Annotated in this window: 19 protein-coding genes; 15 read left to right on the top strand and 4 right to left on the bottom strand. The window is 57.8% G+C overall.

The window, feature by feature from the left end:
• The first annotated feature begins 87 nt into the window (after nt 1-87).
• From endA to ruvX, 5 genes are all read left to right on the top strand, one after another.
• Nucleotides 88-795, top strand: coding sequence for a deoxyribonuclease I (gene endA, locus DBY73_RS03605; protein WP_112009838.1), 708 nt, complete (start codon nt 88-90; stop codon nt 793-795).
• Between the two features lie 52 nt (nt 796-847).
• Nucleotides 848-1579, top strand: a complete 732-nt coding sequence (rsmE, locus tag DBY73_RS03610; RefSeq protein WP_112009839.1) for a 16S rRNA (uracil(1498)-N(3))-methyltransferase — start codon at nt 848-850, stop codon at nt 1577-1579.
• A gap of 19 nt (nt 1580-1598) precedes the next feature.
• Entirely contained in the window at nt 1599-2546 is a 948-nt protein-coding gene (gshB, locus tag DBY73_RS03615) for a glutathione synthase (protein ID WP_112009840.1), read from the top strand.
• 82 nt (nt 2547-2628) lie between these two features.
• Complete coding sequence (locus DBY73_RS03620) at nt 2629-3189, top strand: YqgE/AlgH family protein (protein WP_112009841.1); 561 nt, start codon at nt 2629-2631, stop codon at nt 3187-3189.
• Nucleotides 3189-3605 (top strand): Holliday junction resolvase RuvX, encoded by a 417-nt coding sequence (gene ruvX / locus DBY73_RS03625; protein WP_112009842.1) that lies wholly within the window; start codon nt 3189-3191, stop codon nt 3603-3605. The genes DBY73_RS03620 and ruvX overlap by 1 nt, the downstream gene beginning before the upstream one ends.
• Here the strand turns inward: ruvX and DBY73_RS03630 are convergent.
• Nucleotides 3599-4591: a type IV pilus twitching motility protein PilT gene (locus tag DBY73_RS03630; RefSeq protein ID WP_112009884.1), complete on the bottom strand. Its 993-nt coding sequence runs from the start codon at nt 4589-4591 to the stop codon at nt 3599-3601. The two genes, ruvX and DBY73_RS03630, sit on opposite strands and share 7 nt — an antisense overlap.
• A 16-nt stretch (nt 4592-4607) precedes the next feature.
• On the opposite strand from DBY73_RS03630, the gene DBY73_RS03635 reads away from it, so the two are divergent.
• From DBY73_RS03635 to DBY73_RS03660, 6 genes are read left to right on the top strand one after another with little or no spacing between them, the layout of a single operon-like run.
• Nucleotides 4608-5309, top strand: coding sequence for a YggS family pyridoxal phosphate-dependent enzyme (locus DBY73_RS03635; protein ID WP_112009843.1), 702 nt, complete (start codon nt 4608-4610; stop codon nt 5307-5309).
• A gap of 21 nt (nt 5310-5330) precedes the next feature.
• Nucleotides 5331-5897 (top strand): YggT family protein, encoded by a 567-nt coding sequence (locus DBY73_RS03640; protein ID WP_112009844.1) that lies wholly within the window; start codon nt 5331-5333, stop codon nt 5895-5897.
• Nucleotides 5894-6190, top strand: coding sequence for a DUF167 family protein YggU (gene yggU / locus DBY73_RS03645; protein ID WP_112009845.1), 297 nt, complete (start codon nt 5894-5896; stop codon nt 6188-6190). Before DBY73_RS03640 ends, yggU begins: the two co-directional genes overlap by 4 nt.
• A gap of 3 nt (nt 6191-6193) precedes the next feature.
• On the top strand, nt 6194-6787 hold the full coding sequence (locus tag DBY73_RS03650) for an XTP/dITP diphosphatase (RefSeq protein ID WP_112009846.1): 594 nt from the start codon (nt 6194-6196) through the stop codon (nt 6785-6787).
• The gene (hemW, locus tag DBY73_RS03655; RefSeq protein WP_112009847.1) at nt 6780-7928 is read left to right on the top strand and encodes a radical SAM family heme chaperone HemW; all 1149 of its coding nucleotides are present in this window, start codon (nt 6780-6782) and stop codon (nt 7926-7928) included. The genes DBY73_RS03650 and hemW overlap by 8 nt, the downstream gene beginning before the upstream one ends.
• Before the next feature lie 56 nt (nt 7929-7984).
• The gene (locus tag DBY73_RS03660) at nt 7985-8347 is read left to right on the top strand and encodes an endonuclease domain-containing protein (protein ID WP_112009848.1); all 363 of its coding nucleotides are present in this window, start codon (nt 7985-7987) and stop codon (nt 8345-8347) included.
• A 98-nt stretch (nt 8348-8445) separates the two neighbouring features.
• Here DBY73_RS03660 and DBY73_RS03665 read toward each other — a convergent pair whose 3' ends face one another.
• From DBY73_RS03665 to trmB, 3 genes are read right to left on the bottom strand one after another with little or no spacing between them, the layout of a single operon-like run.
• A complete protein-coding gene (locus DBY73_RS03665) occupies nt 8446-9162 on the bottom strand; it encodes a DUF2884 domain-containing protein (RefSeq protein ID WP_112009849.1) in 717 nt (238 codons plus the stop codon).
• 57 nt (nt 9163-9219) lie between these two features.
• Entirely contained in the window at nt 9220-9546 is a 327-nt protein-coding gene (locus DBY73_RS03670; RefSeq protein ID WP_112009850.1) for a YggL family protein, read from the bottom strand.
• Complete coding sequence (gene trmB, locus DBY73_RS03675) at nt 9546-10265, bottom strand: tRNA (guanosine(46)-N7)-methyltransferase TrmB (RefSeq protein ID WP_112009851.1); 720 nt, start codon at nt 10263-10265, stop codon at nt 9546-9548. The genes DBY73_RS03670 and trmB overlap by 1 nt, the downstream gene beginning before the upstream one ends.
• Before the next feature lie 144 nt (nt 10266-10409).
• Here trmB and mutY point away from each other — a divergent pair, with 144 nt between their 5' ends.
• From mutY to DBY73_RS03695, 4 genes are all read left to right on the top strand, one after another.
• The gene (gene mutY / locus DBY73_RS03680; RefSeq protein ID WP_181573198.1) at nt 10410-11462 is read left to right on the top strand and encodes an A/G-specific adenine glycosylase; all 1053 of its coding nucleotides are present in this window, start codon (nt 10410-10412) and stop codon (nt 11460-11462) included.
• A 25-nt stretch (nt 11463-11487) separates the two neighbouring features.
• Nucleotides 11488-11760, top strand: a complete 273-nt coding sequence (locus tag DBY73_RS03685; protein ID WP_042321942.1) for an oxidative damage protection protein — start codon at nt 11488-11490, stop codon at nt 11758-11760.
• 56 nt (nt 11761-11816) lie between these two features.
• Nucleotides 11817-12893 carry a membrane-bound lytic murein transglycosylase MltC gene (mltC, locus tag DBY73_RS03690; RefSeq protein ID WP_112009853.1) on the top strand — a complete coding sequence of 359 codons (1077 nt, stop codon included), beginning with the start codon at nt 11817-11819 and terminating at the stop codon, nt 12891-12893.
• A gap of 284 nt (nt 12894-13177) precedes the next feature.
• On the top strand, nt 13178-14434 hold the full coding sequence (locus DBY73_RS03695; protein ID WP_112009854.1) for a nucleoside permease: 1257 nt from the start codon (nt 13178-13180) through the stop codon (nt 14432-14434).
• Nucleotides 14435-14495: the final 61 nt, after the last annotated feature.

The raw sequence follows: 14495 nt of genomic DNA on the forward strand, positions 1-14495 counted from the left end.
AACGTTCAGGAACTTTCCTGATCTGGCTGATTGCATACAAGAACAACATTCGCTACGTTGCGGGCTCGTTTTGACACGGAGTCTAAGATGTCCCGTAATTTCTCTCTCGCCGTTGCGTTTCTGACGACGGCACTCTCTGGCCACGCGCTGGCCGACGGTATCAACAGCTTTTCCCAGGCCAAGGCGGCCGGCGTTAAGGTCAACGCCGACGTGCCGGGCGATTTCTACTGCGGCTGCAAAATTAACTGGCAGGGCAAAAAAGGCGTCGTGGATCTCGAATCCTGCGGCTATAAGGTGCGTAAAAACGAAAACCGCGCGGGCCGCATCGAATGGGAACACGTTGTTCCGGCCTGGCAGTTTGGCCACCAGCGCCAGTGCTGGCAGGACGGCGGACGCAAGAACTGCTCGAAAGATCCGGTCTACCGCCAGATGGAAAGCGATATGCACAACCTGCAGCCCGCGGTGGGCGAGGTGAACGGCGACCGCGGCAACTTTATGTACAGCCAGTGGAACGGCGGCGATGGGCAGTACGGCCAGTGCGCCATGAAGGTCGATTTTAAAGAAAAAGTGGCCGAGCCCCCTGCCCGCGCGCGCGGCAGCATCGCCCGCACCTACTTCTATATGCGCGACCGTTACGATCTGAATCTTTCCCGCCAGCAGACGCAGCTGTTCAACGCCTGGGACAAGCAATATCCGGTAACGGAGTGGGAATGCCAGCGCGATGAACGCATCGCCAGAGTTCAGGGCAATCACAACCCGTACGTCCAGCGGGCTTGCCAGGCGCAAAAGAGCTAACCTACACTAGCGGCAATCGATCTATACCGCACAAGACACGGAATTTCTGACTATGCGCATTCCCCGCATCTACCATCCTGAACTGATTACCGCAGGCCGTGAAATCGCCCTGTCTGATGACGCCGCCAACCACGTGGGCCGCGTGCTGCGCATGGGCGCAGGCCAGGCGATCCAGCTCTTCGACGGCTCCAACCAGGTGTTCGACGCGGAAATCACGCGCGCCGATAAAAAAAGCGTTCACGTTAACGTCATGCGGGCCGAGGTGGATGACCGCGAATCCCCGCTGCATATCCACCTGGGCCAGGTGATGTCGCGCGGCGAAAAGATGGAGTTCACCATTCAGAAATCCATCGAGCTGGGCGTAAGCCTCATTACGCCACTTTTTTCCGAGCGCTGCGGCGTTAAACTGGATGCAGAACGTCTGAACAAAAAGATCCAGCAGTGGCAGAAAATTGCCATCGCTGCCTGTGAACAGAGCGGCCGCAACCGTATTCCGGAGATCCGCCCGGCGATGGATCTGGAGGACTGGTGCGCAGAGGAGGAAAGCGGCCTGAAGCTGAACCTTCACCCGCGCGCCAGCGCCAGCATCAATACGCTGCCGCTGCCCGTTGAGCGCGTGCGCCTGCTGATAGGCCCGGAAGGCGGCCTCTCGGCTGACGAAATTGCGATGACCGCACGCTACCAGTTTACTGATATCCTGTTGGGACCTCGCGTTCTGCGCACTGAGACAACGGCGCTCACCGCCATCACCGCGCTACAGGTGCGGTTTGGCGATCTGGGTTGAAGCATAAATGGAGAAGAACATGATCAAGCTCGGCATCGTGATGGACCCCATCGCAAAGATTAACATCAAGAAAGACTCCAGCTTCGCTATGCTGCTTGAAGCGCAGCGTCGCGGCTATGAGCTTCACTACATGGAGATGAACGATCTCTACCTGATCAACGGTGAAGCCCGCGCGCGTACCCGCATCGTTAACGTCGAGCAGAACGTCGACAAATGGTACGAATTCGGCAGCGAGCAGGATATTGCCCTCGCCGATCTTAACGTCATCCTGATGCGTAAAGATCCGCCGTTCGACACCGAGTATATTTACTGCACCTACATCCTCGAGCGCGCCGAAGAGAAAGGGACGCTGATCGTCAACAAGCCGCAAAGCCTGCGCGACTGTAACGAGAAGCTCTACACCGCCTGGTTCTCCGACCTGACGCCGGAAACGCTGGTGACCCGCAGCAAAGCGCAGCTGAAAGCCTTCTGGCAGAAGCACGGCGACATCATCATGAAGCCGCTGGACGGCATGGGCGGCGCGTCGATTTTCCGCGTGAAAGAGGGCGACCCGAACATTGGCGTGATTGCCGAAACGCTTACCGAGCTGGAGACGCGCTACTGCATGGCGCAGAACTACCTTCCCGCGATTAAGGACGGCGACAAGCGCGTGCTGATCGTCGACGGCGAGCCGGTACCTTACTGCCTGGCGCGTATTCCGCAGGGCGGTGAAACCCGCGGCAATCTGGCCGCCGGTGGCCGCGGCGAGCCGCGTCCGCTGAGCGAAAGCGACTGGGAAATTGCCCGCCGCGTGGGCCCAACCCTGAAGGCCAAAGGGCTTATCTTCGTCGGGCTGGACATCATCGGCGACCGCCTGACGGAAGTAAACGTCACCAGCCCAACCTGCATCCGCGAAATCGAAGCGGAGTTTCCGGTGTCAATCACCGGCATGCTGATGGACGCCATCGAAAAACGGATACAGAAGTAACCCACCAAAGAGTGACAGCGTTGCCGTTTCTCAGCATACTGGACGCTGTCGCTTTTTAAACCAGGAAACAGACCCTCTGACAATGAATTTACAGCATCACTTTCTTATTGCCATGCCTGCACTCCAGGACCCTATTTTCCGCCGCGCGGTCGTTTATATTTGTGAGTACAACGAAGATGGCGCGATGGGGATTATCATCAATAAGCCGCTGGAAAACCTTCAGGTAGAAGGGATTCTGGATAAGCTGAAAATCACGGCGGACGCGCGTTTACCGGAGATCCGTCTTGATAAACCGGTGATGCTGGGCGGGCCACTCGCAGAAGATCGTGGTTTTATCCTGCATACGCCGCCGGTCTTTTCTTCAAGCATTCGCATCTCTGATAACACCGTGATTACCACCTCCCGGGACGTGCTGGAAACGCTGGGCACCGCGGAACAGCCTTCCGAAGTGCTGGTTGCCCTGGGCTATTCCTCATGGGAAAAGGGCCAGCTTGAGCAGGAAATTCTGGATAACGCCTGGCTGACGGCCCCCGCAGATATGAACATCCTGTTTAAAACGCCTATCGCCGATCGCTGGCGCGACGCGGCGAAGCTGATTGGCATCGATATCCTGACCATGCCCGGCGTGGCGGGACACGCATAATGAGCGGAACCCTCCTCGCCTTTGATTTCGGCACCAAAAGCATCGGCGTTGCCATCGGCCAGCGCATTACCGGCACCGCGCGTCCGCTGACGGCGATAAAAGCGCAGGACGGCACGCCCGACTGGTCGCTGATCGAACGTCTGCTGAAAGAGTGGCAGCCCGATGAGGTAATCGTCGGCCTTCCGCTTAACATGGACGGCACCGAACAGCCGCTCACCGCACGCGCCCGTAAGTTTGCCAACAAGATCCACGGCCGCTTTGGTTCGGTGGTGAAGCTGCACGATGAGCGCCTGAGCACCGTTGAAGCCCGCGCCGGGCTGTTTGAGCACGGTGGTTTCCGCGCGCTCAACAAGGGCAGCGTGGATTCCGCCTCAGCGGTGATCATTCTCGAAAGCTATTTCGAGCAGGGCTACTGACCGCGCGATATCCGCCCCTGCGCGCGGCGCTCGGCAAGGCTTTGCTCAAAATTCTGCATTCCCACCTGCAGTCCGGTCTGAATCACGCCGGGCAGCTGGTGCGTCTTTCCTTCGCGGATGAGATTCGCAACCGCTGAGGTATTGATCAGCAGCTCAAAAATCCCCACTCGTCCGCCCTGCACGTCCGGAAGCAGCTTTTGCGCCAGCACCGCGCGGAGGCTTCCTGCAAGCTGATGACGCACGGGATCTTTTTCCTCGGCGGGAAAGGTATCCACCAGACGCTCAACCGCCTGCGCCGCGCCCCGCGTGTGCAGGGTCGCCAGCACCAGATGTCCGGTTTCCGCCGCCGTGAGGGCCAGGCGTATGGTTTCGCTGTCGCGCAGTTCGCCGAGTAAAATCACGTCCGGATCTTCACGCAGCGCGCCGCGCAGGGCGTCAGAGAAGGAAGGCGCGTGCTGCCCCACCTCCCTCTGCTGGATGAGGCAGCGCTCGCTCTGATAAACAAACTCGACCGGATCTTCCAGCGTCAGGATATGCCCGTCGGTGTGGTGGTTGAGAAAATCGACCATCGCGGCAAGCGTGGTGGACTTCCCGCTGCCGGTCGCTCCAGTGACTAAAATCAGCCCGCTCTCGCTGGATAGCAGCTCGGGCAGCGCCCGCGGTGCGCCAAGCGATGAAAGCTGCGGGCAGGCCAGCGGCAGCAGGCGCAACGCCACCGACGCTCCCTTCATGTGCTTAAACGCGCTGCCGCGCAGGCGCTGAAGGTTGGCAAGCATGACCGAAAAATCGACCTGCCCGTTCGCCCACCAGGCCCCCTGCTGCTCGTCGTTAAGCCAGTTTTTTAATAACGCCTCAACGTCGGGAGGCGGAAACGGCGCGGGTTCAAGCCTGCCGAGCCTGCGCCAGCGCGGCGGCGAATCACTGCACAGGTGTAGATCGGAGACGTTATGCTTTACACTAAGCGCCACCATTTCTTCCAAAACCATACGATCATCCTCTGAAATGAACGACATTGCGCATAACCTGGCACAGGTCCGGGATAAAATCTCAGCCGCTGCAACGCGTTGCGGCCGTGCTTCAGAAGAAATTACGTTACTTGCAGTCAGCAAAACCAAGCCTGCGAGCGCTATCGCAGAAGCGATTGCCGCCGGGCAGCGTGCGTTTGGCGAAAACTATGTGCAGGAAGGCGTGGATAAAATTCTGCACTTTCGTGAGACGGAGAATACCGATCTGGAGTGGCACTTTATTGGCCCGCTGCAGTCGAACAAAAGCCGTCTGGTGGCAGAGCATTTTGACTGGTGCCACACCATTGATCGTCTGAAGATAGCCACTCGTTTGAACGAACAGCGCCCGGCAACAATGCCTGCACTTAACGTGCTGATTCAAATCAACATCAGCGATGAAAACAGCAAGTCCGGCATTGCGCTTGACGAGCTGGATGCGCTGGCCGCCGAGGTGGCTGCGCTGCCGCAGCTAACCCTGCGCGGGCTGATGGCCATCCCCGCACCTGAGTCAAGTTATGAAAGGCAGTTTGCCGTGGCACGGCAAATGGCTGTAGCATTTGAGGCGCTTAAAGCGCGCTATCAAACGGTAGACACGCTTTCTCTGGGCATGTCGGATGATATGGACGCCGCCATCGCGGCAGGCAGCACTATGGTGCGCATCGGTACGGCAATTTTCGGTGCGCGCGACTACTCCAAATAATAAGGAAAACTGAGGAACGCCATGAAGACGTTGACTTTCCTGCTCTCAACGGTCATTGAACTGTACACGATGGCGCTTTTGCTGCGCGTCTGGATGCAGTGGGCCCGCGTTGATTTTTACAACCCATTCTCGCAGTTTGTGGTGAAAATTACCCAGCCAGTGGTTGGGCCGCTGCGCCGCATTATTCCTGCGATGGGGCCCATCGACAGTTCCTCCCTGCTGGTGGCCTTTATCCTTAGCGTGATCAAGGCCATCGTGCTGTTTATGGTCATCACCTTCCAGCCGATCATCTGGATCGCCGCCGTTCTCATTCTGGTGAAAACCGTCGGGCTGCTGATCTTCTGGGTGCTGCTGGTGATGGCGATCATGAGCTGGGTAAGCCAGGGCCGTAGCCCGGTGGAATACGCGCTGATCCAGCTGGCCGAGCCGCTGCTGCGCCCGATCCGTAACCTGCTCCCTTCCATGGGCGGCATTGATTTCTCGCCGATGATCCTTGTCCTGCTGCTGTACGTGGCGAACATGGGGATCGCCGAACTGCTGCAGGCCACGGGCGACATGCTGCTGCCGGGGCTGTGGATGGCGCTATGAGTGCGGTGAGCGCCTGCGCTGACGGGCTGGTTTTACGGCTGTATATTCAGCCGAAGGCCAGCCGCGACAGCATTGTTGGCCTGCATGGCGACGAGCTAAAAGTCGCCATTACCGCCCCGCCGGTGGACGGCCAGGCCAATGCGCACCTGACCAAATATCTGGCAAAACAGTTTCGCGTCGCCAAAAGCAACGTCATCATTGAAAAGGGCGATCTTGGGCGACATAAACAGGTAAAAATCCTTAATCCGCAAGCAATCCCGACGGAAGTCGCGGCTCTGACAGAACAGGACTAACCCATGCAGAACGTTGTTCTCGCTACCGGTAACGCCGGTAAAGTGCGCGAGCTGGCCTCGCTTTTAAATGATTTTGGGCTGGACGTGGTGGCGCAAACCGAGCTTGGCGTTGATTCCGCTGAAGAGACGGGCCTGACGTTTATCGAAAACGCGATCCTGAAGGCTCGCCACGCCGCGCAGATCACGGGCCTGCCCGCGATCGCTGACGACTCCGGCCTGGCCGTAGATTACCTCGGCGGCGCGCCGGGTATTTACTCCGCCCGCTATTCCGGCGAGGACGCGACCGACCAGCAGAATCTTGAAAAGCTGCTGGTTGCCCTGAAGGACGTGCCGGACGAGCAGCGCACCGCGCAGTTTCACTGCGTGCTGGTCTACATGCGCCACGCGGAAGATCCGACGCCGATCGTTTGCCACGGCAGCTGGCCGGGCGTGATTACCCGCGAAGCGGCGGGCAGCGGCGGCTTTGGCTATGATCCGATTTTCTTTGTCCCGACCGAGGGCAAAACCGCTGCGGAGCTGACCCGCGAAGAAAAAAGCGCGATTTCCCACCGCGGGCGCGCGCTGAAACTGTTACTGGAAGCGTTACGTAATGGCTAATTTGCCGCCTTTGAGTCTCTATATTCACATCCCGTGGTGCGTGCAGAAATGCCCGTACTGCGATTTCAACTCGCACGCGCTGAAGGGCGAAGTGCCGCACGATGACTACGTTGCGCATCTGCTGGCCGACCTGGACGCCGATGTACCTTACGCACAGGGACGTGAAGTTAAGACCATCTTTATCGGCGGCGGTACGCCGAGCCTGCTGTCAGGCCCGGCGATGCAAACGCTGCTGGACGGCGTGCGTGCGCGCCTGAACCTGGCAGCGGATGCTGAAATTACGATGGAAGCCAACCCCGGCACCGTTGAGGCCGATCGCTTTGTCGACTATCAGCGCGCGGGCGTGAACCGCATCTCCATCGGCGTGCAGAGCTTTAGCGAGCCGAAGCTGAAGCGCCTGGGTCGCATCCACGGCCCGGAAGAGGCGAAGCGCGCGGCAAATCTGGCGACGGGGCTGGGTCTTCGCAGCTTTAACCTGGATTTGATGCACGGCCTGCCGGACCAGTCTCTGGAAGAGGCGCTGGACGACCTGCGCCAGGCGATTGCGCTGAACCCGCCGCATCTGTCCTGGTATCAGCTGACCATTGAGCCGAACACGCTGTTTGGCTCGCGCCCGCCGGTGCTGCCGGACGACGACGCGCTGTGGGATATCTTCGAGCAGGGCCACCAGCTTCTGACCGCGGCGGGCTACCAGCAGTACGAAACGTCCGCCTACGCGAAGCCGGGCTACCAGTGTCAGCACAACCTGAACTACTGGCGCTTTGGCGACTATCTGGGGATTGGCTGCGGCGCACACGGCAAGGTGACCTTCCCGGACGGACGCATTCTGCGCACCGCCAAGACGCGCCACCCGCGCGGGTATATGGAAGGGCGCTATCTGGAACGCAGCCACGACGTCGAGGCCGCGGATAAGCCGTTTGAGTTCTTTATGAACCGCTTCCGCCTGCTGGAAGCCGCGCCGCGCGCGGAGTTCTCTCTCTACACCGGACTGCCGGAAACGGTGATCCGCCCGCAGATTGACGAAGCGCTAGTGCAGGGGTATCTCACCGAGTGTGATGAATACTGGCAGATCACCGAGCACGGCAAGCTGTTCTTAAACTCCCTTCTCGAGCTGTTCCTCGCCGAAGATCCTGAAAGCTGAATCAGGATTTTGCATCCCGCTCTGCCGGCTGAAGGAAAGGCTGGCAGAGTGTGGGGATGGAAATAATTCGTTCATACGCAAAGCAGCTCAGACGCGAGCTGACACAGGAAGAGAGACGGCTTTGGTATTTACTGCGCAGCCGCCGTTTCGAAAATTATAAGTTTCGCCGACAGCACCCGGTAGGTAACTACATTCTGGATTTCGCCTGCTGCGCGGCTCGGCTGGCCGTTGAGCTGGATGGAGGACAACACGATGAAAATCAGGAATACGATCGCCAAAGGACGATTTGGCTGAATGCCAAAGGCTGGCATGTGATTCGCTTCTGGAACAACGAACTGTGGAATAACGAAGAAGCAGTGTTAGAAAAGATCCTTGAGATGCTTCAAGCGCTGCAACCCTCACCCCGGCCCTCTCCCTGAAAGGGAGAGGGAGTAACCCATTGAAGAAGGTTAAGGTGAGGGAGCAAACCATCCCCTCGCCCCTTTGGGGAGAGGGTTAGGGTGAGGGGCGAAGTGAATTACTTCAGCGTCCCCACCAGCGCCTTCCGGCTGTCTTCCAGCGACACCACGCGCTGGCACACGTCTTTGCCGAACTGCTGGAAATCTGCTTCCTGATTCTTCCACTCGTTCTGAATCGAGGTCTGCAAGCCGCCCAGGCTGCCCAGCACGCCCTGCAGCGGGTTACCGCCGCCTTTCAGCACGGCTTTCGCGCCCATTTCGTTAATGCTGTCCTGCAGGATGCCGCCCATCGCCTGGTTCACCAGGTTTTGCCCGTCGGCGCGAACCTCATCAATCGCCTTGTAGTGGAACGTCAGGCCGTCGGTGCGGTGCTCGATAATGCGGTTCATCTGCTCTTTGAGCTGCTTGTCCAGCTTCGTCAGGCGGGTGCGCATGTTGCTGCTCTCACCCACCTCTTTGGTGATGATCTTATCCAGCGCCACGCGGCTTTTCTCAACGCGGCTTAATGCGCCCTGGTCAATCCACGGCAGCGCGGTGCGCAGTTCGGCCTGGTAATCTTTCGCCTGCTCGCGCTGTGCGGCGGTCAGGTTATACGCTTTGCCGTTAAAGGTCACGCTGCCGTCCGGGGTAATCACCAGATTGCCGTTCTCGCCTTTGACCTGCACGGTTTGCGGGCTTAACACCACGTCGTCACGCGGGGTGACGCTACATTGATAATCCGCATGAGCGGTGGTTCCGATTGCCATTAAAGCAACAGCCAGCAACGTTTTGCGCATCTTAAACACTCCCTCAGACAAAATGGGCCAGCTTATGCTGGCCCCTTACTTGCTTTATTAGTCCCACCAAACGTCGAAAAGTTCGCTGATGCGAACATCTTCCGCCTTGTGGTCTTCAAGCCATTTGCGCACCAGCGCCTGATGTTCTTCGGTGCATTTTCCCACTTCCTGGGTGCAGATCAGCCCTTCCCACGCGAGGTAGCCGCTACCGTCAAAGGCCAGCTTGTTCGGCTCGATCACGTCGTTGATGAACGCATCAACGTCCTGGTCGATCTGCTCAACGCTGGTGCCTTCCGGGAAACGCCACGCAACGGAGAAACCGATTTCCTGGAATTCTTCGATGTGCATTTTTTTACGCAGACGACGGCTACGATTCTTTGCCATTATTTTACCCTCTCGAACATTAAGTCCCATACGCCGTGGCCAAGACGATGGCCACGCTGTTCAAATTTCGTTACCGGACGTGAGTCCGGACGCGGTACATAGTCGTTGCTTGCAGACTGGTTTTTATACCCGTCCAGAGACGACATCACTTCCAGCATGTGCTCTGCATAAGGTTCCCAGTCGGTCGCCATATGGAAAACGCCGCCCAGCTTTAGCTTACTTTTCAGCAGCTCTGCAAACGGCGCCTGAACGATACGGCGTTTATTATGACGCGCTTTGTGCCATGGGTCAGGGAAAAAGAGCTGAACCATGTTCAAAGAATTGTCAGGAATCATTTTGTGCAGCACTTCCACCGCGTCGTGACACATCACGCGCAGGTTCTCAACGCCCTCTTCGTGCGCCGTTGCCAGGCATGCGCCTACGCCCGGCGAGTGCACCTCAATGCCGAGGAAATTCTGCTCCGGGCGCGCTTTCGCCATGGTCACCAGCGAGGTGCCCATGCCAAAGCCGATCTCCAGCGTCACGGGCGCATCGCGGCCAAACAGCTCGGTAAAGTCGAGCGGCTGCTCGCTGAACTCAACGCCCATCACCGGCCAGTAGTTGTCCAGCGCGTGTTGCTGCCCTTTTGTCAGGCGGCCCTGACGGCGGACAAAGCTGCGAATCCGGCGCAGCGGGCGACCGTTTTCATCAAATTCCGGTGAAATGACGTCGTTTTTCATAAAAGAGTTGTCTGCTTGTGAGAGTGTTCGGGAAACGGGCATTATCCAAAGTTAAGGCGTCTATGCAAGCATGGGAAAGATCCGGTTTACAGCGGATGGGCGCTGTGCTGCAATCTGCGTCCCTGAATATGCGAATCGATGACCATGCAAGCCTCTCAATTTTCAGCCCAGGTGCTGGAATGGTACGACAAATACGGCCGTAAAACCCTGCCCTGGCAAATTGAAAAAACGCCCTACAAAGTATGGCTCTCCGAGGTGATGTTGCAACAAACGCAGGTTGCAACGGTGATTCCCTATTTCGAACGCTTTATGGCGCGCTTTCCTACGGTCACGGATCTGGCGAACGCGCCGCTAGACGAGGTGCTGCACCTGTGGACGGGGCTGGGCTACTACGCCCGCGCGCGCAACCTGCACAAGGCGGCGCAGCAGGTGGCGACGCGTCATCACGGCAAATTCCCGGAAACCTTCGACGAAGTGGCTGATTTACCCGGCGTCGGGCGCTCAACCGCGGGCGCCATTCTCTCCCTTTCTTTAGGCAAACATTTCCCGATCCTCGACGGCAACGTGAAGCGCGTGCTCGCCCGCTGCTATGCGGTCGACGGCTGGCCGGGCAAAAAAGAGGTCGAAAAGCGCCTGTGGGAGATTAGCGAAGACGTTACGCCCGCTAAAGGCGTCGAGCGGTTTAACCAGGCGATGATGGATCTCGGCGCGATGGTCTGTACCCGCTCAAAGCCGAAGTGCGAGCTCTGCCCGGTCAATAACCTCTGCGTGGCCTACGCCAATCAGTCATGGGCGCAGTATCCGGGCAAAAAGCCCAAGCAAACGCTGCCGGAGCGCACCGGGTATATGCTGCTGATGCAGCACGGCGATGAAGTCTACCTTGCCCAGCGCCCGCCGAGCGGCCTGTGGGGTGGTCTATACTGCTTCCCACAGTTTGAAGATGAAACAGCATTACGCGCGTGGCTTGAACAGCGCGGAATCGCTGCCGATAACCTCACGCAGCAGACCGCGTTTCGCCACACCTTCAGCCATTTCCATCTGGATATTGTGCCTATGTGGCTTCCCGTGTCTTCATTCACCGCCTGCATGGATGAAGGGAGCGGTCTCTGGTATAACTTAGCGCAACCGCCATCAGTCGGACTGGCGGCTCCCGTGGAGCGCCTGTTACAGCAATTACGTGCTGGTGCAATGGTTTAGCACCGGCAACAAAAGAGGAATGATTATGGCCAGAACCATTTTTTGTACTTTCCTGCAGCGCGACGCTGAAGGCCAGGACTTCCAGCTCTACCCGGGCGACCTGGGAAAGCGCATCTATAACGAGATCTCCAAAGAAGCCTGGGGACAATGGCAGAAAAAGCAGACCATGCTGATCAACGAGAAAAAGCTCAGCATGATGAACCCGGAACACCGCAAGCTGCTGGAGCAGGAGATGGTGAACTACCTGTTTGAAGGCAAAGACGTACACATCGAAGGCTATACGCCGCCGGAAAAATAACTGCGTGCGGGGGAAGCCCCGCCGTTAAAGCAAACACAACACGCACTCCCGGAATGATGAAAAAATTATTAGCGCTCGCTCTAGTTGCGCCGTTGCTTGTCTCGTGTTCCTCAAAAAAAGGCGATGATTACAACGAAGCCTGGGTTAAGGACACCAACGGTTTTGACATCCTGATGGGGCAGTTTGCCCATAACATCGAAAACATTTGGGGATTTAACGAAGTTCTTATTGCCGGACCGAAGGACTACGTTAAGTACACCGACGCCTATCAAACCCGTAGCCACATCAACTTTGATGACGGTACGATTACCATCGAAACCATTTCGGGGACCGAGCCCGCCGCGCACCTGCGCCAGGCGATTATCAAAACCCTGCTGATGGGCGACGATCCCGGCTCGATTGACCTCTATTCCGACGCCGACGACATCACCATTTCCAAAGAGCCGTTCCTGTACGGCCAGGTCGTGGACAATACCGGCCAGCCGATCCGCTGGGAAGGACGCGCCACTAAGTTTGCCGACTACCTGCTGCAAACGCGCATGAAGAGCCGCACAAACGGCCTGAAGATTATCTATAGCGTCACCATTAACCTGGTGCCGAACCACCTCGACAAGCGTGCGCATAAGTACCTCGGCATGGTGCGCCAGGCGTCGCGTAAATACGGCGTGGAAGAGTCGCTGATTCTGGCGATCATGCAGACCGAATCCTCGTTTAACCCGTACGCGGTGAGCCGTTCCGACGCGCTGGGCCTGATGCAGGTGGTGCAGCACAGCGCCGGTAAAGACGTCTTCCGCTCGCAGGGGAAATCGGGCACGCCGAGCCGCAGCTATCTTTTCGATCCGCAGAGCAACATTGATACCGGCACCGCCTATCTGGCGATGCTGAACAACGTGTACCTGGGCGGGATTGATAACCCGACGTCACGCCGCTACGCGGTGATCACCGCCTACAACGGCGGCGCGGGCAGCGTGCTGCGGGTGTTCTCAAACGATAAGGTGCAGGCGGCCAACATCATCAACAGCATGGCGCCGGGCGACGTCTACTCGACGCTGACTACGCGCCATCCGTCGGCGGAATCCCGCCGCTATCTGTACAAAGTGAATACGGCGCAGAAGAGCTATCGCCGCCGCTAGAAAACTAACGCCCCTCACCCTAACCCTCTCCCCAGAGGGGAGAGGGAACTTGAACACCCTCTCCCCTCTGGGGAGAGGGCAGGGTGAGGGGAACAAACCGCACCCACTCCCCCCCATACGAAAACGTTATTTGCATCACAATCCAGTCTGCAAATTAATATGGATTGCATTTTTTTGCGGGAGGTAACAAAACATAACCTCACCTGCTGATAGAATTGCATCAAATAACAACCCTGAATGTTCCTATAACAACATATCTCCCGCTCACTTGTGAGGAAAGTAACATGAACCTTAAGCTGCAGCTTAAAATATTGTCGTTTCTGCAGTTCTGCCTGTGGGGTAGCTGGCTGACTACACTCGGCTCCTATATGTTTGTGACGCTCAAGTTCGACGGTGCGTCCATCGGTGCCGTCTACAGCTCGCTGGGCATCGCGGCGGTCTTTATGCCAACGCTGCTGGGCATCGTGGCGGATAAGTGGCTAAGCGCGAAGTGGCTGTACATGCTTTGCCATCTGGTGGGGGCGGGGACGCTGTTTATGGCGGCCGAAGTGACCACGCCGGGGGCGATGTTCATGGTGATCCTGCTTAACTCGCTGGCCTATATGCCAACGCTTGGGCTGATCAACACCATCTCCTACTACCGCCTGAAGTCTGCCGGACTGGATATCGTGACCGATTTCCCGCCAATCCGCATCTGGGGCACCATCGGCTTTATCATGGCGATGTGGGGCGTGAGCTTCGCGGGCTTTGAGCTGAGCCACATGCAGCTCTACATCGGCGCGGCGCTCTCCGTGCTGCTGGCGCTGTTCACCCTGACGCTGCCCACCATTCCGGTTTCTAACCAGCAGAAAAACCAGAGCTGGAGCACCATGCTCGGCCTGGACGCCTTCGCGCTGTTCAAAAACAAGCGCATGGCGATCTTCTTTATCTTCTCCATGCTGCTGGGCGCGGAGCTGCAAATCACCAACATGTTCGGCAACACCTTCCTGCACAGCTTCGATAACAACCCGCTGTTCAGCGGTAGCTTTATCGTTGAGCACGCGTCGGTGATGATGTCCATCTCGCAGATCTCCGAGACGCTGTTCATCCTGACCATACCGTTCTTCCTGAGCCGCTACGGCATTAAGAACGTGATGCTGATCAGCATCGCGGCGTGGATGCTGCGCTTCGGCCTGTTCGCCTACGGCGACCCAAGCCCGTTCGGCACCGTGCTGCTGGTGCTGTCGATGATTGTCTACGGCTGCGCCTTCGACTTCTTCAACATCTCCGGTTCGGTATTTGTGGAAAAAGAAGTGAAGCCTGAAATTCGCGCCAGCGCGCAGGGCATGTTCCTGATGATGACCAACGGCTTCGGCTGTATTCTGGGCGGCGTGGTGAGCGGTAAAGTGGTTGAGATGTACACCACCAACGGCATCACCGACTGGCAGCCGGTGTGGCTGATTTTCGCCGCATACTCGCTGGTGCTGTTCTTCGCGTTCATCGCGCTGTTCAAGTACAAGCACGTTCGCGTGCCAAACGGTGCGCAGCCGGTAGCGCATTAACTGTTGTGCCCGGTGGCAGCTTCGCTTACCGGGCCTGCAAAACCAGACCGTAGGCCGGGCA

Source organism: Enterobacter sp. RIT418 (genome assembly GCF_003057745.1).
GTDB lineage: Bacteria > Pseudomonadota > Gammaproteobacteria > Enterobacterales > Enterobacteriaceae > Enterobacter.

Coding starts and splice junctions, on each gene's coding strand:
- endA (WP_112009838.1), top strand. CDS start 88: ATGTCCCGTAATTTCTCTCTCGCCGTTGCGTTTCTGACGACGGCACTC.
- rsmE (WP_112009839.1), top strand. CDS start 848: ATGCGCATTCCCCGCATCTACCATCCTGAACTGATTACCGCAGGCCGT.
- gshB (WP_112009840.1), top strand. CDS start 1,599: ATGATCAAGCTCGGCATCGTGATGGACCCCATCGCAAAGATTAACATC.
- DBY73_RS03620 (WP_112009841.1), top strand. CDS start 2,629: ATGAATTTACAGCATCACTTTCTTATTGCCATGCCTGCACTCCAGGAC.
- ruvX (WP_112009842.1), top strand. CDS start 3,189: ATGAGCGGAACCCTCCTCGCCTTTGATTTCGGCACCAAAAGCATCGGC.
- DBY73_RS03630 (WP_112009884.1), bottom strand. CDS start 4,591: ATGGTTTTGGAAGAAATGGTGGCGCTTAGTGTAAAGCATAACGTCTCC.
- DBY73_RS03635 (WP_112009843.1), top strand. CDS start 4,608: ATGAACGACATTGCGCATAACCTGGCACAGGTCCGGGATAAAATCTCA.
- DBY73_RS03640 (WP_112009844.1), top strand. CDS start 5,331: ATGAAGACGTTGACTTTCCTGCTCTCAACGGTCATTGAACTGTACACG.
- yggU (WP_112009845.1), top strand. CDS start 5,894: ATGAGTGCGGTGAGCGCCTGCGCTGACGGGCTGGTTTTACGGCTGTAT.
- DBY73_RS03650 (WP_112009846.1), top strand. CDS start 6,194: ATGCAGAACGTTGTTCTCGCTACCGGTAACGCCGGTAAAGTGCGCGAG.
- hemW (WP_112009847.1), top strand. CDS start 6,780: ATGGCTAATTTGCCGCCTTTGAGTCTCTATATTCACATCCCGTGGTGC.
- DBY73_RS03660 (WP_112009848.1), top strand. CDS start 7,985: ATGGAAATAATTCGTTCATACGCAAAGCAGCTCAGACGCGAGCTGACA.
- DBY73_RS03665 (WP_112009849.1), bottom strand. CDS start 9,162: ATGCGCAAAACGTTGCTGGCTGTTGCTTTAATGGCAATCGGAACCACC.
- DBY73_RS03670 (WP_112009850.1), bottom strand. CDS start 9,546: ATGGCAAAGAATCGTAGCCGTCGTCTGCGTAAAAAAATGCACATCGAA.
- trmB (WP_112009851.1), bottom strand. CDS start 10,265: ATGAAAAACGACGTCATTTCACCGGAATTTGATGAAAACGGTCGCCCG.
- mutY (WP_181573198.1), top strand. CDS start 10,410: ATGCAAGCCTCTCAATTTTCAGCCCAGGTGCTGGAATGGTACGACAAA.
- DBY73_RS03685 (WP_042321942.1), top strand. CDS start 11,488: ATGGCCAGAACCATTTTTTGTACTTTCCTGCAGCGCGACGCTGAAGGC.
- mltC (WP_112009853.1), top strand. CDS start 11,817: ATGAAAAAATTATTAGCGCTCGCTCTAGTTGCGCCGTTGCTTGTCTCG.
- DBY73_RS03695 (WP_112009854.1), top strand. CDS start 13,178: ATGAACCTTAAGCTGCAGCTTAAAATATTGTCGTTTCTGCAGTTCTGC.